26 protein-coding genes are annotated in these 26,832 nt (G+C 32.7%); 14 read left to right on the top strand and 12 right to left on the bottom strand.

Annotated features, from left to right (window positions below; genetic code table 11):
• The first annotated feature begins 166 nt into the window (after positions 1-166).
• From eno to ctlX, 5 genes are all read left to right on the top strand, one after another.
• Positions 167-1,459, top strand: a complete 1,293-nt coding sequence (gene eno / locus ACN0WI_RS07070) for a phosphopyruvate hydratase (protein WP_417885956.1) — start codon at positions 167-169, stop codon at positions 1,457-1,459.
• 155 nt (positions 1,460-1,614) lie between these two features.
• The gene (locus tag ACN0WI_RS07065; RefSeq protein ID WP_417885955.1) at positions 1,615-3,162 is read left to right on the top strand and encodes a glycogen synthase; all 1,548 of its coding nucleotides are present in this window, start codon (positions 1,615-1,617) and stop codon (positions 3,160-3,162) included.
• Positions 3,163-3,294: 132 nt separating this feature from the next.
• Complete coding sequence (locus tag ACN0WI_RS07060) at positions 3,295-4,578, top strand: citrate synthase (protein WP_417885954.1); 1,284 nt, start codon at positions 3,295-3,297, stop codon at positions 4,576-4,578.
• A 79-nt stretch (positions 4,579-4,657) separates the two neighbouring features.
• Entirely contained in the window at positions 4,658-5,569 is a 912-nt protein-coding gene (locus ACN0WI_RS07055) for a dimethylarginine dimethylaminohydrolase family protein (protein WP_417885953.1), read from the top strand.
• A gap of 2 nt (positions 5,570-5,571) precedes the next feature.
• Positions 5,572-6,498 (top strand): citrulline utilization hydrolase CtlX, encoded by a 927-nt coding sequence (ctlX, locus tag ACN0WI_RS07050; RefSeq protein ID WP_417885952.1) that lies wholly within the window; start codon positions 5,572-5,574, stop codon positions 6,496-6,498.
• Here ctlX and ACN0WI_RS07045 read toward each other — a convergent pair.
• The 4 genes from ACN0WI_RS07045 to ACN0WI_RS07030 form a co-directional block, all read right to left on the bottom strand.
• Positions 6,495-8,018 carry a BCCT family transporter gene (locus tag ACN0WI_RS07045; protein ID WP_417885951.1) on the bottom strand — a complete coding sequence of 508 codons (1,524 nt, stop codon included), beginning with the start codon at positions 8,016-8,018 and terminating at the stop codon, positions 6,495-6,497. The genes ctlX and ACN0WI_RS07045 overlap by 4 nt on opposite strands.
• Positions 7,987-9,435, bottom strand: coding sequence for an SDR family oxidoreductase (locus tag ACN0WI_RS07040; RefSeq protein WP_417885950.1), 1,449 nt, complete (start codon positions 9,433-9,435; stop codon positions 7,987-7,989). The genes ACN0WI_RS07045 and ACN0WI_RS07040 overlap by 32 nt, the downstream gene beginning before the upstream one ends.
• A 187-nt stretch (positions 9,436-9,622) precedes the next feature.
• On the bottom strand, positions 9,623-10,261 hold the full coding sequence (locus ACN0WI_RS07035) for a MarC family protein (RefSeq protein ID WP_417885949.1): 639 nt from the start codon (positions 10,259-10,261) through the stop codon (positions 9,623-9,625).
• A 136-nt stretch (positions 10,262-10,397) separates the two neighbouring features.
• The gene (locus tag ACN0WI_RS07030) at positions 10,398-10,823 is read right to left on the bottom strand and encodes a hypothetical protein (protein ID WP_417885948.1); all 426 of its coding nucleotides are present in this window, start codon (positions 10,821-10,823) and stop codon (positions 10,398-10,400) included.
• Between the two features lie 98 nt (positions 10,824-10,921).
• Between ACN0WI_RS07030 and argS the strand changes: the two genes are divergently transcribed.
• The 3 genes from argS (at position 10,922) to ACN0WI_RS07015 (ending at position 15,276) form a co-directional block, all read left to right on the top strand.
• Entirely contained in the window at positions 10,922-12,700 is a 1,779-nt protein-coding gene (argS, locus tag ACN0WI_RS07025; protein ID WP_417885947.1) for an arginine--tRNA ligase, read from the top strand.
• Between the two features lie 261 nt (positions 12,701-12,961).
• Positions 12,962-14,290, top strand: coding sequence for a signal recognition particle protein (ffh, locus tag ACN0WI_RS07020; protein WP_417885946.1), 1,329 nt, complete (start codon positions 12,962-12,964; stop codon positions 14,288-14,290).
• Positions 14,291-14,379: 89 nt separating this feature from the next.
• Positions 14,380-15,276, top strand: a complete 897-nt coding sequence (locus ACN0WI_RS07015; protein ID WP_417885945.1) for a bifunctional 5,10-methylenetetrahydrofolate dehydrogenase/5,10-methenyltetrahydrofolate cyclohydrolase — start codon at positions 14,380-14,382, stop codon at positions 15,274-15,276.
• 84 nt (positions 15,277-15,360) lie between these two features.
• Here the strand turns inward: ACN0WI_RS07015 and ACN0WI_RS07010 are convergent, their stop codons facing one another.
• From ACN0WI_RS07010 to rluF, 5 genes are all read right to left on the bottom strand, one after another.
• The gene (locus ACN0WI_RS07010; RefSeq protein WP_417885944.1) at positions 15,361-15,762 is read right to left on the bottom strand and encodes a YkvA family protein; all 402 of its coding nucleotides are present in this window, start codon (positions 15,760-15,762) and stop codon (positions 15,361-15,363) included.
• A 28-nt stretch (positions 15,763-15,790) separates the two neighbouring features.
• Entirely contained in the window at positions 15,791-16,810 is a 1,020-nt protein-coding gene (locus ACN0WI_RS07005) for an AI-2E family transporter (protein WP_417885943.1), read from the bottom strand.
• Between the two features lie 37 nt (positions 16,811-16,847).
• A complete protein-coding gene (locus ACN0WI_RS07000; protein ID WP_417885942.1) occupies positions 16,848-17,270 on the bottom strand; it encodes a VOC family protein in 423 nt (140 codons plus the stop codon).
• Position 17,271: 1 nt separating this feature from the next.
• The gene (locus ACN0WI_RS06995; RefSeq protein ID WP_417885941.1) at positions 17,272-17,508 is read right to left on the bottom strand and encodes a Rho termination factor N-terminal domain-containing protein; all 237 of its coding nucleotides are present in this window, start codon (positions 17,506-17,508) and stop codon (positions 17,272-17,274) included.
• 68 nt (positions 17,509-17,576) lie between these two features.
• Positions 17,577-18,407, bottom strand: coding sequence for a 23S rRNA pseudouridine(2604) synthase RluF (gene rluF / locus ACN0WI_RS06990; protein ID WP_417886062.1), 831 nt, complete (start codon positions 18,405-18,407; stop codon positions 17,577-17,579).
• Positions 18,408-18,614: 207 nt separating this feature from the next.
• Between rluF and ACN0WI_RS06985 the strand changes: the two genes are divergently transcribed.
• The 4 genes from ACN0WI_RS06985 (at position 18,615) to dnaG (ending at position 23,210) form a co-directional block, all read left to right on the top strand.
• A complete protein-coding gene (locus ACN0WI_RS06985) occupies positions 18,615-19,175 on the top strand; it encodes an RNA polymerase sigma factor (RefSeq protein WP_417885940.1) in 561 nt (186 codons plus the stop codon).
• Complete coding sequence (locus ACN0WI_RS06980; protein WP_417885939.1) at positions 19,162-19,977, top strand: hypothetical protein; 816 nt, start codon at positions 19,162-19,164, stop codon at positions 19,975-19,977. The genes ACN0WI_RS06985 and ACN0WI_RS06980 overlap by 14 nt, the downstream gene beginning before the upstream one ends.
• Before the next feature lie 94 nt (positions 19,978-20,071).
• On the top strand, positions 20,072-21,148 hold the full coding sequence (locus tag ACN0WI_RS06975) for a hypothetical protein (protein WP_417885938.1): 1,077 nt from the start codon (positions 20,072-20,074) through the stop codon (positions 21,146-21,148).
• Between the two features lie 100 nt (positions 21,149-21,248).
• Positions 21,249-23,210, top strand: coding sequence for a DNA primase (gene dnaG / locus ACN0WI_RS06970; RefSeq protein ID WP_417885937.1), 1,962 nt, complete (start codon positions 21,249-21,251; stop codon positions 23,208-23,210).
• Here the strand turns inward: dnaG and ACN0WI_RS06965 are convergent.
• Positions 23,203-23,847: a response regulator gene (locus ACN0WI_RS06965; protein WP_417885936.1), complete on the bottom strand. Its 645-nt coding sequence runs from the start codon at positions 23,845-23,847 to the stop codon at positions 23,203-23,205. The genes dnaG and ACN0WI_RS06965 overlap by 8 nt on opposite strands.
• Positions 23,848-23,944: 97 nt before the next feature.
• A complete protein-coding gene (gene nadE / locus ACN0WI_RS06960) occupies positions 23,945-24,736 on the bottom strand; it encodes an NAD(+) synthase (protein ID WP_417885935.1) in 792 nt (263 codons plus the stop codon).
• Between the two features lie 114 nt (positions 24,737-24,850).
• Between nadE and gldB the strand changes: the two genes are divergently transcribed.
• Together gldB and gldC are read left to right on the top strand one after the other, a co-directional pair.
• Positions 24,851-25,810 carry a gliding motility lipoprotein GldB gene (gene gldB, locus ACN0WI_RS06955; protein ID WP_417885934.1) on the top strand — a complete coding sequence of 320 codons (960 nt, stop codon included), beginning with the start codon at positions 24,851-24,853 and terminating at the stop codon, positions 25,808-25,810.
• The gene (gene gldC, locus ACN0WI_RS06950) at positions 25,810-26,145 is read left to right on the top strand and encodes a gliding motility protein GldC (RefSeq protein ID WP_417885933.1); all 336 of its coding nucleotides are present in this window, start codon (positions 25,810-25,812) and stop codon (positions 26,143-26,145) included. The genes gldB and gldC overlap by 1 nt, the downstream gene beginning before the upstream one ends.
• A 77-nt stretch (positions 26,146-26,222) precedes the next feature.
• On the opposite strand, the gene yihA is transcribed toward gldC, so the two are convergent.
• Entirely contained in the window at positions 26,223-26,825 is a 603-nt protein-coding gene (gene yihA / locus ACN0WI_RS06945) for a ribosome biogenesis GTP-binding protein YihA/YsxC (protein WP_417885932.1), read from the bottom strand.
• Between the last annotated feature and the right edge of the window lie 7 nt (positions 26,826-26,832).

Raw genomic sequence — 26,832 nt, 5'->3', positions numbered from 1 at the left:
TTCGGCTTTATTTTTTATATCAATTTTTTCTAATACCATAGTGTTAAAACCGAAAACGTTTTAGGATAAATTAGTATGATATTCTAAATAAATGCTCGTTTTTTTGATACTGTATTCGTATCTTGCAGTAGATAATCAATTAATTAATCAATTTAGAATTTAGACTATGAGTGCTATTGTAAATATTCACGCGCGTCAGATATTCGACTCTAGAGGAAATCCAACTGTCGAAGTAGATGTAATCACAGAAAACGGAATTTTAGGAAGAGCAGCTGTTCCATCTGGAGCTTCTACTGGTGAGCATGAAGCTGTTGAGCTTCGTGACGGAGGAGATAACTTTATGGGTAAAGGCGTACTAAAAGCAGTTGAAAACGTAAACGAAGTATTAGCAGAGCATCTTTTAGGTTATTCTGTTTTTGAACAAAATTTAATTGACCAAGAAATGATTAATTTAGATGGTACATCTAATAAATCAAAACTTGGTGCTAACGCAATTTTAGGAGTTTCTTTAGCAGTAGCTAAAGCAGCTGCAGAAGAGCTAGGTCTTCCATTATACCGTTACGTAGGTGGAGTTAGTGCAAATACACTACCTGTACCTATGATGAACATTATTAATGGTGGTTCTCATAGTGATGCTCCAATTGCATTTCAGGAATTTATGATTATGCCTGTAAAAGCTGAAAGCTTTTCACAAGCAATTCAAATGGGAACAGAAATTTTCCATAATCTTAAAAAAGTGCTTCACGATAGAGATCTTAGTACTGCTGTTGGAGATGAAGGTGGTTTCGCGCCAACACTTGATGGTACAGAAGATGCTTTAGAAACAATTCTTAAAGCAATCGAAAAAGCAGGTTATAAAGGAGGAAAAGATGTTATGATCGCTCTTGATTGTGCTTCTGCTGAATTCTATGAAAATGGAAAATATAACTATGCAAAATTTGAAGGTGATAAAGGTGTAGTTCGTACAAGTGAAGAACAAGCTTCTTACCTTGAAGAATTAGTAGCTAAATACCCAATTATCTCTATCGAAGATGGTATGGATGAAAATGACTGGGATGGTTGGAAAGTATTAACCGAAAAAATTGGTGATAAAGTTCAATTAGTAGGAGATGATCTTTACGTAACTAACGTAGAACGTCTTTCTCGTGGTATTGAAGAAGGTATTGCTAATTCAATCTTAATTAAAGTAAACCAAATTGGTACATTAACAGAAACTATTGCGGCAGTAAACATGGCTAAAAATGCTGGTTATACTTCAGTAATGTCTCACCGATCTGGAGAAACTGAAGATAATACAATTGCAGATTTAGCAGTTGCTCTTAATACTGGCCAAATTAAAACAGGTTCAGCTTCAAGAAGTGACCGTATGGCAAAATACAATCAGTTACTAAGAATAGAAGAAGAATTAGGGTCTGTAGCTTATTTCCCAAAAGAAAAAGCATTTAAAGTAAAATTATAATTATTAATTTTTTAATAGAAAAATTAATTATGAAGCCTTTCGTTAAATCGGAGGGCTTTTTTTATATTATTTAATATTCTTTTAAAGAAAGCTTTGAATAATATTGATTAACTTTTGCATGAGATATTGCTAACCTAAAATCTAACCAAAATTTCATGCATAATTTTTTGTTCGTTGCTGCGGAGAATGATGCTATACCACATTGCAAAGCCGGAGGAATGGGAGATGTTATTAGAGATGTTCCCCGCCAAATTTCGCAAAAAGGAGATAGTGTTCATGTTGTAGTTCCTTCTTATTCTCGACTTCATTTTGATGGAACTTTAATTTCAAAACTAAGCTTTAATCTTCGAAATACGGTATATCATGCCGAGATTTACGATATTCCGCCTAAACGATGTTATGAAGGAATACAACATTATGTAATTCATCATCCTGAAATAGAAGCAGGGGATATAGCGCACATTTATCATAATGATTTAGAAGAACCTTTTTTTACAGATGCAATTAAATATATTATATTTTGTACTGCAGTAGCCGAAGCCATTAAAATTGGAGTTTTTGGAGATTTAGATGTTATGCATTTACATGACTGGCATTCAAGTATGATGCTATTTCTACGTCGCTACCATCCCGATTATAAAGTTTTAGAGAATATCCGTACTATTTATAGTATTCATAATCTAGCTATTCAGGGAATTCGTCCTTTTGAGAATAGCTATTCTTCAATTAGAAACTTTTTTCCAAATATTGATTTTAATAGGGATGAACTTAAGGATAATCGTTATCCTGATTGTATTAACTTAATGGCTTTAGGTATTCGCTTTGCTGATGCAGTTCATACTGTTTCTCCTAGTTATAAAAAAGACATTCTATTTCCGAGCAATCCACCAGAGTTTATAGGTGGTGAAGGTTTAGAATCAGATTTACAAGAAGCTGATAAAGAAGGACGTTTTATAGGTATTTTAAATGGATGTAATTACAGAAATATAAGACGAGCTAAAAAGAACAATTTATACTATAATATTGTAAAAGCTATTTTTAGGTGGTTACAGCAAGAATCTAAAAAATATAAATCAGATTTTTTAGCGCATACAGGAGAAAAAGTAGTTCCATATTTAAAAATGAAACCTAAGCCTTCATTCATTTGTTCTAGTGTAGCAAGATTAACCGAGCAGAAATTTTATTTCTTTAAAAAATCTCCGGAAGCTTTTATAGAAATTTTGGATTTATTAGACGAAGTAAACGGAATATTTATATTGCTTGGAACCGGCGCGCCAGACTACGAAGAATTATTGCGTAAAATAAGTCATCAAAAAAAGAATTTTTTATTCATAAACGGTCAAGACGAGGAAGTAATTGATAGTATATATCTAGAAACCGATTTGTATTTTATGCCGAGTTTGTTTGAGCCTTGTGGTATTAGCCAAATGTTAGCGATGCGTAATGGACATCCATGTTTAGTACACAACACAGGTGGCTTAATAGATACGGTAAAGCATTTAAAAAATGGTTTTGTGTTTGAAGGAACTAGTTATGAGAAAAAAGTAGCTAATATGGTCGCAACTTTTAAAGAAGTACTTCAGTTGTATTTTGAAGATAAGACAAAATGGAAATTAATAGAAAACAATGCTAAGAAAGAGCGTTTCACTTGGGAAAAATCTGTAAACGATTATTATAAGATTTTATACCGGCTTCCAGCCTGATAAATTTAACTGAGAACAAGTAAAATATACGCTCTTGTTAATAATAGTATAATTAATAGGGATTAATTGAAAAAAAGACTAATATTTAGTAAATTTGGATTCAAATAATTTAAAAATTAGCAAAATAATAAAATGTCAGATAAAGTTTTTTTAGAATATCAAGGGAAAAAGTACGAATTTCCACTCGTAAAAGGAACTGAAGAAGAATTTGGAATTGATATTAAAAAACTACGGGCAGAAGCCGGCATTATCACGTTAGATCCTGGTTTTAAGAATACAGGTTCTTGTGAAAGTGCAATCACCTATTTAGATGGTGAAAAAGGTATTTTACGCTATCGTGGTTATAGTATCGAAGATTTAGCTGAAAAATCTACTTTTCTAGAAGTAATTCATCTTCTTATTTTCGGAGAATTACCCAATACGGAGCAGCTAAATAAATTTAAAACTGATATTGACGAACAAGCCATCGTAGATCAAGATATGAAAAAGATCATCGATGGTTTTCCTAAGTATGCGCACCCAATGGGGGTTTTAGCATCTATAACTAATGCTTTAATTGCTTTTAATCCTAATTCTGTACAGGTTAGTTCTGAAGAAGCAATGTATCATGCAATAGTTAAGTTAATTGCTAAGTTTCCTATTTTAGTAGCTTGGACTTACCATAAAAGAACAGGATTACCATTAGATTATGGAAATGCAAAATTAGGATATGTAGAGAATTTTGCTCGTATGATGTTCTGTAAACCTAATCGTGATTACGAACCTAGCCAAACAATTATTTCTGCATTAGAGAAATTATTAATATTACATGCCGATCATGAACAAAACTGTTCAACATCAACAGTTCGTATTGCTGGTTCATCTCATGCCGGTTTATTTGCTTCAATATCTGCAGGGATTTCTGCGCTTTGGGGACCATTACATGGCGGAGCTAATCAAGCTGTGTTAGAAATGTTAGAAGGTATTAAAGCTGATGGTGGAGATACTAAAAAGTATATGGCAAAAGCCAAAGATAAAGATGATCCTTTCCGATTAATGGGATTTGGTCACAGAGTATACAAAAATTTCGATCCTCGAGCTAAGATTATTAAAAAAGCCGCAGACGAAGTATTAGCTGAGTTAGGTGTAGAAGATCCTATTTTAGAAATTGCAAAAGGTCTTGAAAAAGAAGCGTTAGAAGATGAATATTTCGTAGAAAGAAAATTGTATCCTAATGTAGATTTCTATTCAGGAATTATTTACAGAGCACTAGGTATCCCTGTAGAAATGTTTACTGTAATGTTTGCTTTAGGACGTTTACCAGGTTGGATTGCTCAATGGAGAGAAATGAGACTTAAAAACGAACCAATTGGTAGACCGCGTCAAATTTACGTTGGTGAACCACATAGAGCGTTTAAACCAATTGAAGAACGTTAGAATTACAACAATATAATATTAAAAAGCTCCATTAAATACATGGAGCTTTTTTTATATTTGGAAAAACTTAATTTAGAATATGCGTTTAAATATTCAAAACGAAACCTCACGGCTAAGATCTGTAGTGCTAGGAACTGCAAAAAGTAATGGAGGGACTCCTGATATTGAAGAAGCTTACGATCCCAAATCTATAGAACACATAAAAGCTGGAACCTATCCAAAAGAAGAAGATATGGTTGCTGAAATAGAAGCAGTAGCTGAAGTTTTAAAAAAATATGATGTTACGGTTTACAGACCGGAATTAATAGAAAATTATAATCAAATTTTTGCTAGAGATATTGCTTTTGTGATAGATAATAAATTTATAAAAGCAAATATCCTTCCGGATCGAGAGAAAGAAATAAAAGCGATACAGCACGTAATCGGACAAATAGCTGCTGAAAATGTAATTACTTTACCGGAAGAAGCACATATCGAAGGAGGAGATGTAATGCCTTTTGGAGATTATATTTTAGTAGGAACATATGGACTTGATGATTATCCAAATTACATTACCGCACGTACAAATATACATGCAGTTAATGCGCTTAAAGATTTATTTCCAAACAAAAAAGTAGTATCTTTCAATTTAAAGAAAAGTAATACTAATGCTAAGGAAAATGCGCTTCATTTAGATTGTTGTTTCCAGCCGGTAGGTTTAAATAAAGCAATTATATATAAAGGCGGATTTTTGGATTCTGAAGAATATCAGTGGCTAGTAAATTTATTTGGAAAAGAAAATATTTTTGAAATTACCAAAGAGGAAATGTATAATATGAATTCGAATATATTTTCCATAGCAGAAGATGTTGTTATTTCAGAAAGAAAATTTGATAGACTAAATAATTGGTTGCGAACAAACGGTATAACTGTTGAAGAGGTACCGTACTCCCAAATAGCAAAACAAGAAGGATTGCTACGATGTTCTACACTGCCATTAATTAGAGATTAATTATGAAACAAATTACCGATACCGTATTAATGGTTAGGCCGGTTGCCTTCCGAATGAACGAGGAAACCACCATAAATAACTATTTTCAAAAGCATCTTCAAGGAGAGGATGTAAACGATAAGGCACAAGAAGAATTTGACAATTTTGTGTTGAAACTACAGAACGTAGGAATTAATGTGGTAGTTGTTAAAGACAATGCAGAAGATAATACACCTGATTCTATATTTCCTAATAATTGGGTTTCTTTTCATGAAAATGGAGACATTGGTCTATATCCTATGTTTGCGAAAAACAGACGAAAAGAACGTCGTTTAGAATATTTTGAAAAACTTGAAGAAAAGGGTTTCAAAATTAAGAATTTAGTAGACTATACATCTGCAGAAGAAGATGATATTTTTTTAGAAGGAACTGGAAGCTTAATTTTAGATCGACAAAATGAAAAAGCTTACTGTGCTATATCACCAAGAGCAGACGAAGATCTTTTAATTGAATTTTGTGAAGATTTTGAATTTACTCCGGTAATATTTAATGCTTACCAAACAGTAGACGGATCTAGAAGGCAAATCTATCATACCAATGTAATGATGTGTATGGCAGAAGAATTTGCTGTAATTTGTTTAGAGTCTATAGATGATGCTAAAGAACGAAAAACTGTTTTAAAGCATTTAAAACAAGACGGAAAAGAAATTATAGATATTTCTGAAGAGCAAATGCACAATTTTGCAGGAAATATGTTACAACTAAAAGGTTATAACGATAAAAAGTTTTTAGTGATGAGTGAGCGTGCGCATCAAAGTTTAACACCTGCCCAAATAGCTAAAATAGAAAAGTATTCAGAAATTTTGAGTACTAATTTAAACGTAATAGAAACTTGCGGTGGGGGTAGTGCTCGGTGCATGCTTGCAGAAGTATTTTTACCAAAAGCTTAAAAATTACGACGTAATTCCACAATAAATAGAAGCATCATAATAGCTGTTAGAAAGGCAAAAGGTAACGAGCCGATTATTAGAAATTTTTGCATTGCATCTAAAATATCATTTTCAGGCTTTACGCTTCCTAATATAACTATTGCTTCTGAAAAAATTAAGAGTAATACCGCCCAAATAAGGCGGTATTTCTTTTTTGGATTTTCGCTTCCTTTATCACTAAACATGCTTAGTACATAAATAGCAGAATCTACCGAGGTTACTAAAAAACTTATTAACAATAGTATAATACCAATGTTGATAATGTTTGATAGTGGGAAATATTCAAAGAATGTGAATATAGAGGTAAATACATTGCGAAACTCTCCATTATAATGTTGCATATTTTCGATTATATTGAATGAAGTACCTCCAAAAACACTAAACCATAAAAAACTTCCTAAAGAAGGTAAGAGTAAAACTCCTAAAATCATTTCTCGAATACTTCGCCCTTGCGAAATTCTGGCGATAAAAATTCCTGTAAAAGGAGCCCAAGCTAACCAAAAAGCCCAGTAATAATACGTCCAATCGGTTAAGAATTTTTTACCGGGATTAAAATTTCCAGTAGCTAAACTCAGTTGAAAAAAATCGGTGATATAATACCAAGAAGCTGTAAAAAATTGCCGCAAAACTTCGATAATATCGGTTTGGATAAAAACAAAAATCAATACAGCAATAGTGCAGTAAATATTTAAATTCGAAATTCTTTTAATTCCTTTTTCTACACCTGCATACGCTGAAAAAAAGGCAAGTAAACAAATTAAAAAAACTAAAGCTAATACAATCCATAAAGTTCCGGATTTCGTTTCTGAAAGATGACTAATACCGCCTTCAATTTGCGTGGTTCCTAAGCCAATTGCAGCTACTAGTCCAAAAACAGTAGTAAGAATGGTTAATAAATCGATACTTTGTGGAATTCCTCTTATTTTTTTTAGCTGAGGTAAGCTTGTTCCCAGCAAAATATTGTTTTTCCGTACAAATAATGAATATCCAATAAAAAGCGCAAAAATTCCATAAAATGCCCAAGCGGTAAATCCCCATTGGTAAAAAGTAAATTCTAATGCAATTATGTCGTTTGGGTAGCTGGTTTCTAGAGGTGGATTTTCGAACATAAAAGCAGGTTCTTGTACTGCTCGAAGTAAAATTCCGGAACCCATTCCAGCGCTGTATAGCATGGCTATCCAAGACATGCGATCAAACTGAGGCGGGGAATTTCCTAATCGAATTCTTCCGTACTTAGAAAATGCTATTACTAGCAAGAAAAGGACACAGGTTAAGCCTAATACTAAATAGAATGTTCCGAAAATTTCTCGAATCCAGATTGAAGCACTTTCAATAAAAGAATAAAATTTTGAAGTAAAAGAAAATATAAAAACCGAAAAGAAGAATAAAATAAAAGCCGCAGTATAAAAAAGCGGATTTTTCCGAACTTCTATATTTAGCGAAAACTTTTTAATTGCTCGAACTTTTTTCTGGTTTTGCATTTGCTATTCTCGTAATCATTCCTTCAAAAATAAAATAATGAAAAGGATACATCGAATACCAGTATAAACGTCCAAATAATCCTTTAGGTCGAAATGTAGCTGTTTGATGAACAATATTGTCATCATCAATACAAAACTCTAGCCAAGCTTCACCCGGTACTTTCATTTCAGCAAACAGAAGCAAACGTTTTTCTTGTTTATCGGCTAAAAGTACCCTCCAGAAATCTAATGAATCTCCCGGTGATAATTGCGAGGGGTGAGTTCTACCTCGGCGTAAGCCTACACCTCCAGCAATTTTATCTAAATAACCGCGAATTTTCCAGAGCCAATTTCCATAATACCATCCATTTAATCCACCAATAGACCAGATTTTATTTAAAGCTTCTTCCGGATTTTCAGTTTTCTTTTGTTGTTTATCGAAGCGGCAACCGTATTTAGGAACTTGTATATATTTATTTAATTCTTTTTTAAATCGGCCACTACTTAACGAATCTTTCCAACTTGAAATTACCTGATTTTGTTCAATCTTATAAAACGCCATTTTTATAGCTTCTTTATAAGGAATGGTTTCTATTTCTAAAATTTTTTCTAGTTTATTATCTTTTGCAATTACTTCAATACTCATACTATCAACTAGATTTTGTGCTAGTTTGTACGAAGTTGAGGTTACAAAATATAACCAGTGAGATGAAAGTTTTGGTGACATTATGGGAACAGTGAAAATCCAAAGTTTTAATTCTCTAATTTCAGCATATTTTTCCATCATCTCTTTATATGTTAAAATATCTGGACCGCCAATATCAAAAGATAGGTCGTAACATTCCTCGTGACCAATTACACCGGTTAGAAACTTTATAACATCTCGAATAGCGGTAGGTTGGCATTTGGTACGAACCCATCTGGGTGTTATCATTACCGGTAATTTTTCGCAGAGATCTCTAATTATTTCAAATGAAGAACTTCCGGAACCTACAATAATAGCAGCTCGTAATACGGTGAGATGATAGTTGCCATCATATAAAATATCCTCTACAGCCTTTCTCGATTTTAAGTGTTTGGATAACTCATCTTGGTTAACCATTCCGCTTAAATAAATTACCTGCTTAACGCTGGTTTTAGCCATAAACTTATTAAAGTTTTTAGCGGCTTCAGCTTCTTGGCTATCAAAATCTTTAGTATTTCCACTCATTGAATGAATTAGATAATAGGCAATATCTATATTCTTGATTTTTTCAGGCATTTCTGAATTTTGCAGAAAATCTATTTCAACAATTTCAACTTGTTTTGCTAAATCTTTATTAGAAGAAAATCTGTTTTTATTGCGAACAGCACAAACCACTTCATGTCCTTGTTCAAGAAGTTCAGGTAATAGTCGCATTCCAATATATCCATTGGCGCCGGTAAGTAAAATTCGCATAAAAAAGGTCTTTATAAATAATCTTTTTAGAATAGCAGGATATCTGTATTGCTAAAAATTGATTAACCTTTTCAAATTAGCAATTTAATTACTCATTCACTTTAGGATTAATAAAACTTTATAAAATGAAGTTGCTATAAATTAACTGTTTGCGCTGTGTTGAGTACAAATAATTACGATTTAAATTTTAGTGATATTGGTTAAAAGTAATCCCTAAAACCGTCATAACCGACGAGCTTATATATTCAATACCAATAGCAATTACAATAAAACCTATAATTCTAGAAATAGCATTTATCCCGGAAGCACCTAAATATTTGGCAATATAATGTGCGCTTTTAAGCATTAAAAAAGTAGATAAACAAACAGCGAAAATCGCTAAAACGGTAATTAATTTTTCGGAATATAAATTATAATCTTCGTACATGCCGATTAGTAAAGAAATAGAACCTGGACCTGCGAGCATTGGGATTGCTAAGGGAGTTAACGAAACACCTTCGCGTTGAAATGCATCATCTTTAACACGCTCGTTCATTCCTTTATGTTTCGAGAAAGAACCAGTAAGCAAAGCGAAACCAGAAGTAACAATTATTAACCCGCCTGCTATTCGTAAAGATTCAATACTAATTCCGAAAAATTGTAAAATATAACGTCCTGTAAAGAAGCAAATAGAAAGAATTACAAAAATATTAATAGCGGTTAAAAGAGATGTCCGAGAACGCTCTTTTACGGTGTCTTCTTTAGTTAAACCAACAAATATTGGAATAGTTCCTAACGGATTAATTACTGAAAATAGCGCCGCAAAAACATACACGAAAAGTTCCATACTTTTTTCGGCAAATATGCATTGACTTAAAATTTATGGAATTACCGAAAAATTACCCTTGAATTATCAAAAATAGATATTTAGACCCTTAATGTTAATTTTAGGTTTTCAATAGTAGACATTCAAACTTACTTTTCTAAAGATCATCGATTCTGGTAAAAGCATTTTCATCTTTAAAATCAATTAATTTTTTAAAGAATTTGTGTGCTTTTTCATCTTTTGCTTCAACTTTTATGTAATAATGATCGCGATAAATAGAATATTCTTCCGCCTTTCCTTTATATACTTTTAATTTCCAAAACGGAATAACCAATGCATACGTTTCTAAAATAGATCGAAATCTGACAATAATCCCGCTAGGTCGAATTTCTATATTACAAGTGTTAATATTATTATCTAACACTAACAGATTGTGAATATCTATACTTACATCGGTGATTTTTAATCGTGGTGAACCAGAGCCATTAAGTTTTATGCGCTCTAATAAAGTAAGTGTTTTACCTACCTCTTTATTTATTTTTTCATTTAGTTCAGGGCGGTTGTAAGAGATATTTACCAGCATCTGTTTTTATTTAAATATAACTATTTGGTGCTAAAGCCTGTAACTAAAAGGCTAATTTCTATTATCTTTGCAGCAATTTATAGCGAAAAATTAAAAAAATGAATATTCAGGAAGTACTTACTGCTCGAGTTAAAGAGGCTGTAAAAACTATTTACGAGGTAGATTTAGAAACGGTAGAGTTTCAGCCTACACGTAAAGATTTTGAAGGTGATGTAACCGTTGTATGTTTCCCAATGTTGCGGCAAGTTAAAACCAACCCCGTAAAATTAGGAGAAGATATTGGGAATTATCTTCAGGAACAAGTGCCGGAAGTAGCTCGTTTTAATGTAGTAAAGGGGTTCTTGAATATCGTGATTAGCGATGTGTTTTATCTAAATTTCTTTAATGAAATTAAAAATAATCCGGAGTTTGGTTTTGTAAAACCAACCGAAGATTCTAGAAAGATAATGGTAGAATACTCTTCGCCAAACACAAATAAACCACTTCACCTTGGCCATATTCGTAATAATTTATTAGGATTTTCGGTAGCAGAAGTTTTAAAAGCTGCCGGTAATACTGTGTATAAAACACAAATTATTAATGATCGTGGTATACATATTTGTAAATCCATGCTGGCTTGGCAACGTTTCGGAAATGGAGAAACTCCAGAATCTACCGGACTAAAAGGCGATAAGCTAGTTGGAAATTATTATGTGAAATTCGACCAAGAGTATAAAGCTGAAATTCGGCAATTAATAACTGAAGGAAAAACAGAAAAAGAAGCCAAAGCTGAAGCTCCTATTTTATTAGAAGCTAAAGAAATGCTACGTAAATGGGAAGCTGGAGATACAGCTGTAGTAGAACTTTGGAAAACCATGAACCAATGGGTTTACGATGGTTTTAAAGAAACTTATAGTGCGCTAGGAGTAGATTTCGATAAAAATTATTACGAAAGTAATACCTATCTTCTGGGTAAAAATATAGTAAATAAAGGTCTTGAAGATGGTATTTTTTACCGCAAAGAAGATGGTAGTGTTTGGATTGATTTAAGTGAAGAAGGATTAGACGAAAAAATTGTTTTGCGTAGCGATGGAACTGCAGTTTATATGACTCAGGATATTGGTACAGCTATTCAGCGTGTAGAAGATTTTGCGATTAACGGAATGGTATACACCGTTGGTAACGAGCAAGATTATCATTTTAAAGTTTTATTTTTAATTCTGAAAAAATTAGGCTTTGCTTGGGCTGAATATCTATATCATTTAAGTTACGGAATGGTAGATTTACCTAGCGGGAAAATGAAGAGTAGAGAAGGAACAGTGGTAGATGCTGATGATCTTATCGAAGAAATGAAGAAAACGGCTAAAAGTATTTCTGAAGAATTAGGGAAACTTGATGGTTTAAGCGATGAGGCAAAAGATGAGCTTTATAAAATGATAGGTCTTGGTGCGCTAAAATATTATATTTTAAAAGTAGATCCGAAAAAACGAATTTTATTTAATCCAGAAGAATCGGTAGATTTTCAAGGAAACACCGGACCATTTATTCAATATACACATGCCAGAATTCAGTCCATTTTAAGAAAAGCAGATTTCGATTATGATGCTCCGGTTGTAGCAGAATACCAATTCCACGAAAAGGAAAAAGAATTAATTAAGCAAATTCAACTATATCCAGAAACTATTCAAGTAGCCGCAGAAAATCATAGTCCGGCTGTAATTGCAAATTACACGTACGATTTAGTTAAAGAATTTAATTCTTTCTACCAGAATGTTTCAATTTTAGGAGCAGAAAAAGAAACCGAGAAATTGTTAAGAACACAACTTTCTCAAGTAGTAGCAACTATAATAAAATCTTCTTTCAATTTGCTGGGAATTCAGGTTCCGGAAAGAATGTAATTATAATAAACAATTAAAATAAAAGCCGAAATTCGATGATTTCGGCTTTTATTCTTAAATAAGATGAATAATTTGTAGTGTGGTGAAAGGGATTTTACTGAGAAGTTTCAGTTAAAAAGCAGTAATAAATTGCGGTAAAATTGAAAATAATATAAAATTAAAATTCAGCCGTAAATAAAAAACTTTTCACTTCAGGTTCAAATCATTAAATTTGCAAATCCGTTACCAGAAAAGCGGGAATTTTAAACCACAGGAAAGCCTATGTTTGATAATTTAAGTGATAAGTTAGATAATGCCTTACATGTTTTAAAAGGGCATGGACAGATAACTGAAGTTAACGTTGCAGAAACGCTTAAAGAAGTGCGTAGAGCACTTGTAGATGCCGATGTTAACTATAAAATTGCGAAAGACTTTACCAATACTGTTAAAGAGAAAGCCTTAGGGCAAGACGTATTAACAGCATTAAAGCCAGGCCAGTTAATGGTAAAGCTGGTAAAAGACGAACTTACGCAATTAATGGGTGGTGAAGCTGAAGGAGTAAACCTTAGTGGAGATCCATCGGTAATTTTAATGTCTGGTTTGCAAGGTAGTGGTAAAACTACTTTTTCTGGTAAACTGGCTAGTTTCCTTAAAAACAAAAAAACAAAGAAACCTTTATTGGTCGCTTGTGATGTGTATCGTCCGGCAGCGATCGATCAGTTACACGTAGTAGGAGACCAAATAGGTATAGAGGTTTTTTCTGATAAAGGAAATCAAGATCCTGTAGCTATTGCAGAAGCAGCAATTGCACATGCAAAAGAAAACGGACATAATGTGGTGATTATTGATACCGCAGGTCGTTTAGCTGTAGACGAAGCGATGATGGTTGAGATATCTAACATTCACCAAGCTATTAAACCACAAGAAACCTTGTTTGTAGTAGATGCTATGACAGGGCAAGATGCGGTTAATACAGCTAAAGCTTTTAATGAGCGTTTAAATTTCGATGGTGTTATTTTAACCAAATTAGATGGTGATACGCGTGGTGGTGCCGCTATTTCAATTAAATCGGTTGTAAATAAACCAATTAAATTTATAGGTACGGGAGAAAAGATGGATGCAATAGATGTGTTCTATCCTTCTCGTATGGCAGATCGTATTTTGGGAATGGGAGATGTAGTGTCTCTTGTGGAAAGAGCCCAAGAACAATATGATGAAGAAGAAGCAAGAAAACTTCAGAAAAAAATTGCTAAAAATAAATTTGGTTTTGATGATTTCTTAAAGCAAATTCAGCAGATAAAAAAAATGGGATCTATGAAAGATCTTATGGGAATGATTCCTGGTGCTGGTAAAATGCTAAAAGATATTGATATAGATGATGATGCTTTTAAAGGTATTGAAGCTATTATACATTCAATGACTCCTGAAGAAAGAAGTACTCCAAAGGTTATTAATTCTAGTAGAAAAAAGCGTATTGCTAAAGGTTCTGGTACTTCTGTACAAGAAGTAAATCAATTATTAAAGCAATTCAACCAAATGGGGAAAATGATGAAAATGATGCAGGGAGGCGGTGGTCGCCAACTTATGAATATGATGAATGGAATGAAATAAATTTTTCAGAAACCAGAAAAAAATCTAAAACATAACTTGGTTTTTAATTTTCAGACTAAAAGATTATTAAAAGCCCTATATTCACGATAATGACAATTTTAGACGGTAAAAAAATAAGCAACGATATTAAAGATGAAATCGCTGCTGAGGTAAAAAAAATAAAAGATCGTGGTGAGAAAGTCCCTCATTTAGCAGCTATTATTGTTGGAAACGACGGAGCTAGTAAAACCTATGTAAATAGTAAAGTGAAAGCTTGCGAGCGTGTAGGTTTTGAGTCTTCTCTTTACCGAATGTCTTCTACAATTAGCGAAATTGAACTTCTTGATAAAATTGAAGAATTAAACCAAAATGATGATATCGATGGTTTTATAGTTCAGTTACCTTTACCGCCACAAATTGATACTCAAAAGGTTTTAAATGCAGTAGATCCTGATAAAGATGTAGATGGTTTTCATCCAACTAATTTTGGGAAAATGGCGTTGGATATGACGACTTTTATCCCAGCAACACCATTTGGAATATTAGAACTTTTAGAGCGTTATGATATACCTACTAAAGGGAAACATACCGTTGTTATTGGTAGAAGCTATATTGTAGGGAGACCAATGAGTATTTTAATGGGAAGAAGTGGTTTTCCGGGAAATTCTACGGTAACACTTACTCACGAGTTTACTAAAAATATTACACAAATAACTTCTCAGGCAGATATTATTATTATAGCAGTAGGAATTCCTGATTTCTTAAAAGGAGAAATGATTAAGGATGATGCTGTTATTATTGATGTAGGTATTACCAGAGTTCCAGATGAAAATGCAGCTAAAGGTTATGTAATTAAAGGTGATGTAGATTTTGAAAATGTAAGTAAACGAGCTTCTTTTATTACACCGGTTCCAGGTGGAGTAGGACCAATGACCGTCTCTATGTTGCTTAAAAATACGTTGTTAGCAAGAGAGCGTCATAAAATTAGAAGTAAAGAAGGAAAATAAAATACAATAATCGAATTTTGATTTCAAAAAAAGCCTCTTCATCTAAAAACGAAGAGGCTTTTTTTAGTTATTCATTAAGTATTACTAGCTGTTCGTTTCTTCTAATTTGTAATCTAGATATTTATGGATGTCGGTTTCAATAAACCGAATAGCAAATGTAATAATTGCAAAATCATCAATATATCCTAAGCCTGGAATAAAATCTGGAACAATATCTAACGGATTCAAAATATATAAAAAAGAGAAAGCAATTGCCGCAATGGTAAACCAAGGAACATCATTATAAATTCCTTTTTGATAATCTCTTAGCATTGCATACATCAGTTTTCCTATTTCCGTGTATTTTTTTAACATGCCGGAATTAGTAATCTTTTCGGTAACTTCTTCTTGACTGTCTGCAGCAATCTTCACATCACTATCATCTATTTTAGAAACTCCTTCTTTAAAGTATTCTTCTTTAATTTCTTTCTTCTTTTTGCTGAACATAATCTTTAGTTTTAGTAGTTAATTTTAGTTATAAGCGGTCGTTTTCGTTGCCATATTCCTTTTTGTAAATTTTTAGTAAGAGTAAAAAAAGTGAGATTAAAAGTGGTCCAAATATTAAGCCTATAAAACCAAAAAGTTGTACGCCAATAACAACACCTATTAGGGTAATTAGGCTATGGACTTTTGCTAATCTATCTAAAACCATAATCCGAATTAGATTATCGGTAGATCCAACTACTACAATTCCATAAATTAATAATGCAATTGCTTGCCAATTATTTCCTTCTGCAAATAATAAAATAGTAGTTGGTGCAATACCTATAGCTGTTCCAATAAATGGAATCATAGAGCCTATAGCTGTTATTACGAACCAGAAAAACGGATCAGGTACACCAAATATTAAATATCCTATAAGTGCAATTATACCTTGAGCAAAGGCTACTAGAGGAATCCCCAAGGCATTTGATTTTACTAATAAAGAGCTTTCTTTAGCAATAGTGTCTAAATTTGATTTTCCTAGCGGAATATAATCAACCATTGCTTTTTTCATTTCATCTCTATTAATCAGCATAAAATAAAGTATAAAATACATAATACCAATGGCTACAAAGGCATTAAAAGTGCCTCCGGCAAGATTTTGTAAATTTGTAGACAACCATTCCGTTATAGAAGAAGTATCGATATTACCACTAATATCGTAACCAACATATTTTTCGGCATTATTCAACTGGTCTTTTACAGCAGAAATCACCATTTCAGAATTATCAACAGCTTTCCCTATTTTAGAAGTAAGCATTAGTACAATTCCTCCGGTAGGAACAAGTATTACTAAAAAAGAGCCAAGCATGAGAAGGCCAGCAGCAAGTGAAGGTTTCCAACCTTTATTCACCAATTTTTGCATCCAGTTAGAAAGTAAAACATATAATGTTATGGCTCCTAATATTCCTGTTAAATAAGGAATCATTTCTCTAAATATTAAAACCGCTAATAAAAGAATGAGCAGTAAAGCGAATATTTGCCTTACTAAAGCAGGCTTTAATTTATTCATATTTTGGTTTGTTAATGTTAGTTAGTGTAATCAAAATTTAGTTAGCAAAGAGCTGATCTATATTTCTGAATGCTTTAAATTCCAGAGCATTTCCACAAGGATCTTTAAAGAACATAGTAGCTTGTTCGCCAACTTCTCCTTTAAATCGAATATAAGGTTCTATATTAAAATTGATGTTTTTCGATTTTAGTAGTTTAGCAAATTCTTGAAAAACATTCCATTCTAAAACTACACCAAAATGTGGTACAGGAACCTGTTTTCCATCCACAGCATTACTATGTTCTGATGCAATTTCTTCTTTTGGTTTGTAATGAATAACTAATTGATGTCCAAAAAAATTGAAATCGACCCATTTATCGCTACTGCGGCCTTCACCGCAACCTAGCGTTTCTCCATAAAATTTTCTGCAGCTTTCAAGATCGTAAACCGGAATGGCAAGGTGAAATGGTTGCACTTTCATATTAATTATTTCTTAGTGCTTTTATTAATTCTTCTTTACTCATCTTAGAGCGTCCTTCAATACCTATCTTTTTGGCTTGTTCATAAAGATCATCTTTAGTTCGATCTTCATATTTTTCAGCTTTTCCACCTTTCTTACCAGCATTATTGGTATTGGCAATTCTAGCCGATTTTTCTTTGCTATAACCTTGGTCTCTTAAAGCTTCGTATTGTTCTTCGTTTTTAATCCGTTGCGCCATCTTCTTCTTTTGTGTTAAAAGTAGAAAGATAACTAATATTTAGCTATTTATTTTTCGCTAATTCTCTGTTAAGATTTTCTCCGTTTTCGTCTGTTTCCAAAGTCTGTTTTTGGTTTTATCTCTTTTGGAGTGGTGTTTTTAAAAGGTTTAGAGAGTTTTGAAGCTTCTTCAGTTTTAGATGATGAGTTAATTAAACGATTAATATCTTGAAGTTCCTTCTCGGTAATATCACGCCATTTTCCAATCGGTATATCTAATGGAATATTCATAATTCGGATGCGTTTAAGTTTAGTAACTTCGTAGCCTAAATATTCGCACATTCTTCTAATCTGCCGATTTAATCCTTGAGTTAAAATAATTCGGAATTCTTTTTCTCCGGTTTGTTCTACAAAACAATTTCGAGTTACAGTATCCAAAATCGGTATTCCGTTACTCATTTTTTTTGCAAAATCAGGTTGTATAGGTTTATTTACAGATACAATGTACTCTTTCTCATGGTTGTTGCGAGCTCGTAAAATTTTATTAACAATATCACCATCACTTGTTAATAAAATTAATCCTTCGCTAGGTTTATCCAAACGGCCAATCGGGAAAATGCGTTCCGGATAATTTATATAATCAATAATATTATCTTTTTCTCTTTTGGTGTCGGTAGTACAAACGATGCCAATAGGTTTATTAAACGCTATATAAACACTGGGTTTTTCTTTTTCTTTGGCGCTAATTAAGTCTCCATCTACCCGAACTTCATCTCCAGAAGCAATTTTAGTACCCATTTCCGGGACTTCTCCATTTATAGTTACTCGGCCTTGGTCAATTAATTTATCAGCAGCTCTTCTAGAGCAAAATCCAACCTCGCTTAAAAATTTATTAATTCTCGTTAACTTCTCTTCAGACATATAAAAAATAGTGAACTGCAAAGATACAAGATTAAGATTTTATGGCTATGCCGAAAAAAAATCAGAAAAAATAAAAACTTGGGCAACCTTTTGTAACTTTTATGCGTCTATGTAAATAGAAGGCTTTTAGAAATTTAAAATTGCATGCAAAGACTTCATATTTTTAAGATTATGAAATATGTAGATTTTATTGAAACTATAAAATAGGTGAAAGTAATTCAACTCTTTAAAAACGAATCTCTATTAATTAAACGTGCCGCGAAAAACAATCGCGATGCACAACAGAAGCTATATGAGATTCACTCTGGTAAAATGCTTAGCGTTTGCCGGCAGTATATTAAAGATTTGCATTATGCAGAAGAAGTAATGTTAAACGGATTTTTAAAAGTGTTTACCCATTTAAACGATTTTAAGAATGAAGGAAGTTTTGAAGGATGGATTCGAAGAATTATGATTCGCGAATCTATAAGTTTTCTTCGGAAACAAAAAAAGGCTGAATTTCAAGAAGATGAATTTAGTAGTTATGAAGAAAGTTCAAATAATATTGATGAGCAATTAAGTGTATCTCACATTCAACAATTAATAGATGAATTGCCAGAAGGTTACAAAATGGTTTTTGTGTTGTATGCCATTGAGGGCTATAAACATCAAGAAATAGCTAGAATGCTTAAAATTTCAGAAGGAACTTCTAAATCTCAGCTGTTTAAAGCGAGAAAAATGTTACAAAATAAATTAACACAAAAAGAAACAGGTTATGGCGCCCATTAAATTAGAAGAACATATAAAGGAGCAGTTAGCAGAGCGTCGTATTTCTCCATCAGCCGGAAGTTGGGATAAACTTAATGCCCGGTTAGACGAAACCGAAAATCGACAAAAATTGACAAAAAAATGGTGGTTAGGTATTGCAGCTTTATTAGTTGTAGCGTTTTCGGTAGGCGGATATTTATTGAATTTTAATTCAGAAATTAATATAGAACCACAAGTAGTAGATTCACCTTCAGAAAAACCAACGAAGATTATTAAAAATACAATAAAGAATCCTGTAAATAAACAAGAAATACATATTGTATCAGAAATAAAACAGCATAAAGTACAAAAGGAAAACAGTCTTGCTGAACAAGCTAGTAAAGTTTCAAAAGAAGTAGTCGAAAGTCAGAAACAATCAATAATTCAAGTAGCTAGTCTTATTCAAAAAGATTCGTCAGAAAAAACGAATAAAGAATTGCCGAAAATCGATAAAATTAATCCGGAATTTATAAATCCGACAGAAACTCAAAAAGAATACATCGTTAAAAATGAATCTAAAATTCAGCAAAAATTAAAAGAAGCTTTGCAAACTTTAGAAACTAACAATATTCAAGATGCTACTGATGCTGAGGTAAATGAATTACTATTAGCAGCAGCAGCCGATTTGGAAGAGGATTATAAAAAAGACTACGCAAATCCCTATACCGCGGAAGCTTTGTTAGCTGAAGCAGAAGGGGAGCTAGACCGATCATTTCGCGATAAAATTTTCGATTTGCTAAAAGAAGGCTATTCCAAAGCCAAAAATGCTGTAGCGCTTGATTAAGTAACAATCAAATATATCATCATCCCAAAAGGGTCATTCATCAATCATCAGTTTTAGAGCATTTGTTCTAAAGCATTAAAAACTAATAGCTAATATGAAAACAATTATTATTTACATCGCATTCTTAATTTCATCATTTGCAGTATCAAAAGCAACAGCTCAGGAAATAGACGATGCCCGAGCACAACAAACGTTTAATTTAGATTCGGTTGCTCGCGTTCGAAAAGTAAAAGAGCGAAAAATAAAAGTTGCAACCGAAGAAGAAAAAGAAAAGCTAAAAAGTAAAATTCAGGAAATTAATAAAGATTTAGAAAAGGGCTGGTACGATAACGAAGAAGCTGAAAAAAAGAAAAAGGAAGCAGCTAAAATTGCTGCTGAAAATATTAAAAACCGTATTGCAATTATCGAAAATGAAGTAGATATGGCTGAACGTAATCAAGAGTCTGGAACGTATTTAGAGTTGCGTTTTTTGGGGGAAGGGAAACTAGCAACCATAGATATTGATAATAAACGCCAAGAAAGTAAACCTGATAAAAGAACCACAAGCGATTTGGTATTGGCTTTTGGTTTTAATAACGCGCTTAGCGACGGGCAAAATATTAACGACTCTGATTTTAAATTAGCCGGTAGTCGTTTTTTTGAAATTGGATGGGCCTGGAAAACAAGAGTTTTTGAAAATACCAATTGGTTACGCATAAAATATGGTTTTTCATTCCAGCTAAATGGACTAAAACCAACCGATAATCGCTATTTTGTTCAGGATGGAGATATTACACGTTTAGAGGAATTTGAATATGATCTCGATAAATCGAAGTTTAGAATGGATAATTTAGTAGTACCTATACATTTTGAGATAGGCCCTTATGCAACTTCTGAAACTTCTGGTAAATCAAAATTTTCTACGGAAGGTAAATTTAAAATTGGTTTAGGTGGCTATGCCGGATTTAATATAGGAGAACGTCAAAAATTAAAATATGAAGTAGACGGAGATAACAAAAAACGAAAAGATAAAAGCAGTTTTAATACCAACGATTTTGTATATGGTTTAAGTGGCTATGTTAGTTTTGGGGGGACTGCAATTTATGCTAAGTACGATTTAAACCCTATATTTTCAAGTCCCAATATAGAACTTAATAACTTTTCGTTAGGACTTCGTTTTGATATCGACTAGTAGTCATTATATAATTTGTATTTTTGCAGACCTTAATATTTTTATATTGAGGTCTTTTTAATTATCGTATAGCAAAAAAATCTCCAAAATTCATCCAAATTTGATTTCGAAAAGTACCATAGATAGTGTTTTTGAGACCGCCCGGGTAGAGGAGGTTATTCAAGATTTTGTTCAGCTAAAAAAATCAGGTTCTAATTTTAAAGGACTAAGCCCATTTAGCGATGAGCGTACACCAAGTTTTATGGTTTCGCCCGTAAAACAAATATGGAAAGATTTTTCTAGTGGAAAAGGAGGAAATGTAGTTGCTTTTTTAATGGAGCATGAACATTTTACGTATCCGGAAGCTATTAAATATCTAGCTAAAAAATACGGAATTGAAGTTGAAGAAACGCAGCAAACCGATGAGCAAAAACAACAAGCTGATTTTAAAGAAAGCTTGTATTTGGTTTCTGAATTTGCTAATAAATATTTTCAGAAAACATTACATAAAACTGATTTAGGTCAAGCAATTGGCTATAGTTATTTTAAAGAACGAGGCTTTACTGCTGAAACTATTAAAAAATTTCAGTTAGGGTATTCGCTAGATCAGTGGGATGCATTTACCAAAGAAGCTTTAGGTGAAGGTTATAAACTAGAATATCTAGAAAAAACCGGATTATCTATTGTAAAAGGTGAACAACAATTCGATCGTTTTAAAGGGCGAGTAATGTTCCCCATTCATTCCATGTCCGGTCGGGTTTTAGGATTTGGTGGAAGAATTTTAACTTCCGATAAAAAGTCAGCTAAATATTTAAATTCTCCGGAAAGTGATATTTACCATAAAAGTAATGTGCTGTATGGTATTTATTATGCCAAGCAAGCTATTGCTAAAGAAGATAACTGCTATTTAGTAGAAGGCTATACCGATGTTATTCAATTTCATCAAACCGGAGTAGAGAATGTGGTTTCTTCTTCAGGAACTGCTCTAACATCAGAACAAATTCGTTTAATAAATCGGTTAACAAAAAATATAACCGTTCTTTTTGATGGAGATGCAGCCGGAATTAGAGCTTCTCTGCGTGGGATAGATTTAATTTTGGAACAAGGTATGAATGTAAAAGTTTGTACGTTTCCAGAAGGAGAAGATCCCGATAGTTTTGCACGCCAAAATTCTGAAGCAGAACTCAAAGAGTTTTTAGCTGAAAATGCAACCGATTTTATAAGTTTTAAGGCATCATTATTAATGAAAGATGCTAAGAACGATCCAGTAAAAAAAGCCGCGTTAATTCGGGATATGGTAAGCAGTATTGCAAAAATACCCGATACTATTCAGCAAGAAATATATATTCAGGAATGTTCCCGAATAATGGATATTTCCGAAAATGTATTATTCTCTACACTTGCTCAGCTAACCAAGAGAGAAGAACGAGATTCTTCGAATAGAAAGACTAGAAAGTTTGAAGGTGTAAAAAAAGTAACTTCGGAAGAACCTGTTCGTAAAGTTAATGAACTGCATGTGTTAGAACGGGGTATTATTAGTTCTTTATTGCTTTACGGAAATAAAGAATGCGAATTTGAAGAATTGTATTTAGAAGCAGATGATTTAGGCGATTTAGTATTAAAAAACACTACACAAAGTCAAAAAGTAGCGCGAAAAATATTTTTAGATCTTCAAGAAGATGAGGTTGCCCTAGCAAATAAAAATTTTCAGAATATTTACGAGCGCTTAATTGATTATTATAATAACCAGAAAAAGCCGGTAATGGAGCAATTTGTTAGCGAGGTTGAGCCTGAGCAGGCAAAAGTTATTACAGATATTTTAATGGAAGAGGAACAATATCAGTTAAGCGATTGGTTACGTAAAGATATTCCAGTAACGTCAAAAAAAGAACTTATTCCTAGGCTAGTTACCGATAATATTCTTAATCTACGTCGTAACTTATTAACTAATAAAATAGAAGAGTTAAGAAAATCTATGGAAACTATAAATTCTGAAATCGATAATACCGATAAATTGGAAGAAATTATGGATTATATTAAACTCCGTAAAGTAATTGTAGATAAATTAAACCGAGTTATATAACTGGGTTAATTTGCAATAGTCGGGCTTGAGTAATTAGATCGGCTAAGCTATGAGCATCTAATTTTTTTAATAGTCGAGCTTTATAGGTGCTTACCGTTTTTTCGTTTATTTCTAAAGACTCCGCGATGTCTTTATTCCGTTTTCCAGCGCTCAATAAATTTAAAACTTCTATTTCACGATTAGATAGTTTTTTAAATCGGCTAAGGTGATCGTCGCCACTACTGGTTACACCATGGCTAAGTTTTTGAGTGATTTCATCATTCAAATAAATACCACCACGTGCAACTTGCCGAATGGCTTTTTTTACTATATCAATTGGATTTGTTTTAGAAATATATCCAGATGCACCAGCTTTTATAGCACTTAAAGCATACATTTCTTCAGGATGTATACTGAAAACCAATATTTTTAAGCGCGGAAATTCTTGTTTAATTTGTCGAATTGCGCTTATACCATGTAAACGCGGTAAATCAATCTCAATAATTAAAACATCCGGTCTTTTTCGCTCTAATGCTTCAAAAAGTTTAGGAGCTGAATGTACCGCACTAATTACATTTATAAAATCATTATCCCGAAGAATAGATGTTATACTTTCCGAAATAACAGGGTGCTGGTCGGCTACTAAAACTGTACTCATTTAAAATTAGGTTATAAAATCTACTTATAATAGTACCTAAAATTATAAAGATATAAGTTAAGCTTCGCCTAGTTGTTACTTAATTTCGATTAAGTGTTTAGTTTTTAAGATTAACAGGAATGTTACAAACCGGAATTGCATTCATTTTATGAGAATTAGCTGAATTCAAGCGTGTATAGATTTTGAAAATTTCTAACTCACGATCTTTAAAATCCTTTTCAGTTTTACCTTCTTCTTGCATTTTCATAGCCCATTCTAATTCATCGTAACTTGCACCAAGTTGAGCTTCATCGCTACGGCTATCACCAAATAAACCATCACTAGGGGCAGCATCCATAATGGGTTCAATTATGTTTAATTCTTTTCCTAATGCATACACTTCACTTTTCATTAAATCGGAAATAGGGCTTACATCAACACCGCCATCTCCATATTTTGTGTAAAAACCAACACCAAAATCCTCAACTTTATTCCCGGTTCCTGCTACTAATTGTTTGTGAAGGCCAGCAAAATAATATAAAGTCGTCATCCGTAAACGAGCGCGAGAATTGGCTAAACTTAAATCTACGTTAGCAGACTCTTTAGCTTCTGGCAGTGCATTTCTAAAATTATCGAAAACAGGAGTAAGGTCTACTCTTTCACTAGTTACATTAGAAAAGTTTTCTTTTAAAAAGCTAATATGCTTTTGTGCCCGGCTAACATGAGATGGGTCTTGATGGATTGGCATTTCTAAAACTAAAACCGGCAATCCTGTTTTTGCGCATAGGCTTGAGGTTACAGCAGAATCGATACCGCCGCTAACACCGATAACAAATCCGTTCATGTTTGCGTTTTCTGCATATTCTTTAAGCCAATTAACAATGTGCTCAATAACTTTTGTGGTTTGCATAATAGTTGTGTGAATTAGTTTCTAAATAATACCTTTGCACACAAATTTAATATTTAAACAGAACTAATAAAAGGCTAAGTAGATAAAAACAATAATAATTGATTAATGATAAAGATGAATAGAGTTTTAATTGCTTTTTTTAGTGTATTGTTTTTTGTGGCTTGCGATAAAACTTCAGAACGAGAACAGAAAATCGATAAAATTGATGTTGATTTTAAAGTTATTCGGTTTGATAGACTTTTTGCTCAGGCTACCCCAAAAACACTTCCAAAGTTAGAAAAAGAATATCCATTTTTATTTCCGAAGCAATATTCAGATACTGTATGGATCGATAAATTGAAGGATACGTTGCAAATCGAAATGAATAAAGAAATAGCAAAGGTATATCCGGATTTTAAAGAAACCGAAGCGGAGTTACATTCACTTTTTCAGCATGCAACTTATTATTTTCCGAAATTTAAAACGCCAGAGGTAATAACAATAACTTCTGAAGTAGATTATAAAAATAAAACAATTTATACCGGAGACTATTTGTTTATAGCTTTAGATACTTATCTTGGTAAAGACCATAAATTTTATGTTGGTGTAGTAGAGTATTTTAAAAAGAATTTTAAAAAAGATCAAATAGTTCCGGATGCAGCCGGTAGTATTGCTGAGAAATACGTACCCAGACCAAAATCACGTACATTTTTAGCTAATATGCTGTATCATGGAAAGCTTTTATATTTAAAAGATCGTTTGCTTCCTTCAGAAACCAATTGGCGAAAAATGGGATACACAGAAGAGCAGTGGAATTTTGCCGAAAAAAATGAAGAAATGATTTGGAGGTATTTTGTAGATAATCAAGTAATATTTGATACAGATAATAATTTATTGCCTCGATTTTTATATCCGGCACCTTTTTCTAAATTTTATTTGTCATTAGATGCAAAAACTCCCGACAGACTTGGACAGTATATCGGTTGGAAAATGGTAGATGCTTATATGGATAAAAACAAAGTTTCTTTACAAGAACTATTGAAAGCCGATGCAGAAACAATTTTTAATAACGCAAACTATAAACCAAAGAAATAATGGCTTATAAAAAATCTGAAATTAATATTGAAGTAGTAACTGACGAAAATAAAGTTCCTGAAGAAATTTATTGGAGTGCGGATGATGGAAATATTTATAAAGAAGAAGCAAAAGCAATGATGCTATCAGTTTGGGATAGCAAAGCCCAAGAAACCTTACGTGTAGATTTATGGACAAAAGAAATGCCTATAGATGAGATGCGTAAATTTTTTCATCAGACGCTAGTTTCTATGAAAGAAACTTATTTTAAAGCTACTCAAGACGAGAAAATGGCTGAGACAATGGGCGATTTTTGCGACTACTTCGCAGAGAAGTTAGAAATCACCAGAAAGTAAAAAAATAAAAACTCCTTATAAAAATTTATAAATTTTTATAAGGAGTTCTTTTTTTACAATTTAAAAAGAAGACGGTATTATTTAACGACTTCTTTATTAAGATTTTCAATAAAATCTAGAATTTCTTCATCACCAGTTTTTGCTGTAGAAGAAGTCACAAAATAATGCGGCATTTCTTCCCAATCTTCAAGCATTTTTTCTTGATAGTTGGCAATATTTCGCGTTATAGCTTGTGGCTTTAATTTATCGGTCTTTGTGAAAATTATACAAAACGGAATACCATGTTCTCCTAACCATTGCATAAATTCCATGTCTATTTTTTGAGGCTCGTGCCTACTATCTACCAATACAAATGCGCATACTAACTGTTTACGTTCTTCGAAATAAGCAGTAATAAATTTTTGAAATACTTTTTTAGCCGATTTAGAAACTCGTGCATATCCATAACCTGGTAAATCTACTAAGTGCCAGTTTTTATTGATTAAAAAGTGGTTAATTAATTGCGTTTTACCTGGCCTTCCAGATGTTTTAGCAAGGCTTTTTCGGCCCGTAATCATGTTTATTAATGAAGACTTTCCAACATTACTTCGCCCAATAAATGCATATTCTGGCAATGTGCTTTTTGGACAATGAGCCACCTTAGAATTGCTTATTACAAATTCTGCCGAATTAATTTTCATGGAGTGA

It is taken from the genome of Zunongwangia sp., assembly GCF_048269745.1.
Taxonomy (GTDB): Bacteria; Bacteroidota; Bacteroidia; order Flavobacteriales; family Flavobacteriaceae; genus Zunongwangia.
This window is presented reverse-complemented; position numbering and strand designations above follow the sequence as displayed.

Excerpts from the sequence above, each read along its gene's own strand:
- ffh (WP_417885946.1), top strand. The coding sequence starts at position 12,962 with ATGTTTGATAATTTAAGTGATAAGTTAGATAATGCCTTACATGTTTTA.
- gldB (WP_417885934.1), top strand. The coding sequence starts at position 24,851 with ATGAATAGAGTTTTAATTGCTTTTTTTAGTGTATTGTTTTTTGTGGCT.
- ACN0WI_RS07000 (WP_417885942.1), bottom strand. The coding sequence starts at position 17,270 with ATGAAAGTGCAACCATTTCACCTTGCCATTCCGGTTTACGATCTTGAA.
- ACN0WI_RS07045 (WP_417885951.1), bottom strand. The coding sequence starts at position 8,018 with ATGCAAAACCAGAAAAAAGTTCGAGCAATTAAAAAGTTTTCGCTAAAT.
- ACN0WI_RS07040 (WP_417885950.1), bottom strand. The coding sequence starts at position 9,435 with ATGCGAATTTTACTTACCGGCGCCAATGGATATATTGGAATGCGACTA.
- ACN0WI_RS06975 (WP_417885938.1), top strand. The coding sequence starts at position 20,072 with ATGAAAACAATTATTATTTACATCGCATTCTTAATTTCATCATTTGCA.
- ACN0WI_RS07010 (WP_417885944.1), bottom strand. The coding sequence starts at position 15,762 with ATGTTCAGCAAAAAGAAGAAAGAAATTAAAGAAGAATACTTTAAAGAA.
- argS (WP_417885947.1), top strand. The coding sequence starts at position 10,922 with ATGAATATTCAGGAAGTACTTACTGCTCGAGTTAAAGAGGCTGTAAAA.
- ACN0WI_RS06995 (WP_417885941.1), bottom strand. The coding sequence starts at position 17,508 with ATGGCGCAACGGATTAAAAACGAAGAACAATACGAAGCTTTAAGAGAC.
- eno (WP_417885956.1), top strand. The coding sequence starts at position 167 with ATGAGTGCTATTGTAAATATTCACGCGCGTCAGATATTCGACTCTAGA.
- nadE (WP_417885935.1), bottom strand. The coding sequence starts at position 24,736 with ATGCAAACCACAAAAGTTATTGAGCACATTGTTAATTGGCTTAAAGAA.
- ctlX (WP_417885952.1), top strand. The coding sequence starts at position 5,572 with ATGAAACAAATTACCGATACCGTATTAATGGTTAGGCCGGTTGCCTTC.
- ACN0WI_RS07055 (WP_417885953.1), top strand. The coding sequence starts at position 4,658 with ATGCGTTTAAATATTCAAAACGAAACCTCACGGCTAAGATCTGTAGTG.
- ACN0WI_RS07005 (WP_417885943.1), bottom strand. The coding sequence starts at position 16,810 with ATGAATAAATTAAAGCCTGCTTTAGTAAGGCAAATATTCGCTTTACTG.
- yihA (WP_417885932.1), bottom strand. The coding sequence starts at position 26,825 with ATGAAAATTAATTCGGCAGAATTTGTAATAAGCAATTCTAAGGTGGCT.
- ACN0WI_RS07015 (WP_417885945.1), top strand. The coding sequence starts at position 14,380 with ATGACAATTTTAGACGGTAAAAAAATAAGCAACGATATTAAAGATGAA.
- ACN0WI_RS07065 (WP_417885955.1), top strand. The coding sequence starts at position 1,615 with ATGCATAATTTTTTGTTCGTTGCTGCGGAGAATGATGCTATACCACAT.
- ACN0WI_RS07030 (WP_417885948.1), bottom strand. The coding sequence starts at position 10,823 with ATGCTGGTAAATATCTCTTACAACCGCCCTGAACTAAATGAAAAAATA.
- gldC (WP_417885933.1), top strand. The coding sequence starts at position 25,810 with ATGGCTTATAAAAAATCTGAAATTAATATTGAAGTAGTAACTGACGAA.
- ACN0WI_RS06980 (WP_417885939.1), top strand. The coding sequence starts at position 19,162 with ATGGCGCCCATTAAATTAGAAGAACATATAAAGGAGCAGTTAGCAGAG.
- ACN0WI_RS07060 (WP_417885954.1), top strand. The coding sequence starts at position 3,295 with ATGTCAGATAAAGTTTTTTTAGAATATCAAGGGAAAAAGTACGAATTT.
- rluF (WP_417886062.1), bottom strand. The coding sequence starts at position 18,407 with ATGTCTGAAGAGAAGTTAACGAGAATTAATAAATTTTTAAGCGAGGTT.
- ACN0WI_RS07035 (WP_417885949.1), bottom strand. The coding sequence starts at position 10,261 with ATGGAACTTTTCGTGTATGTTTTTGCGGCGCTATTTTCAGTAATTAAT.
- ACN0WI_RS06965 (WP_417885936.1), bottom strand. The coding sequence starts at position 23,847 with ATGAGTACAGTTTTAGTAGCCGACCAGCACCCTGTTATTTCGGAAAGT.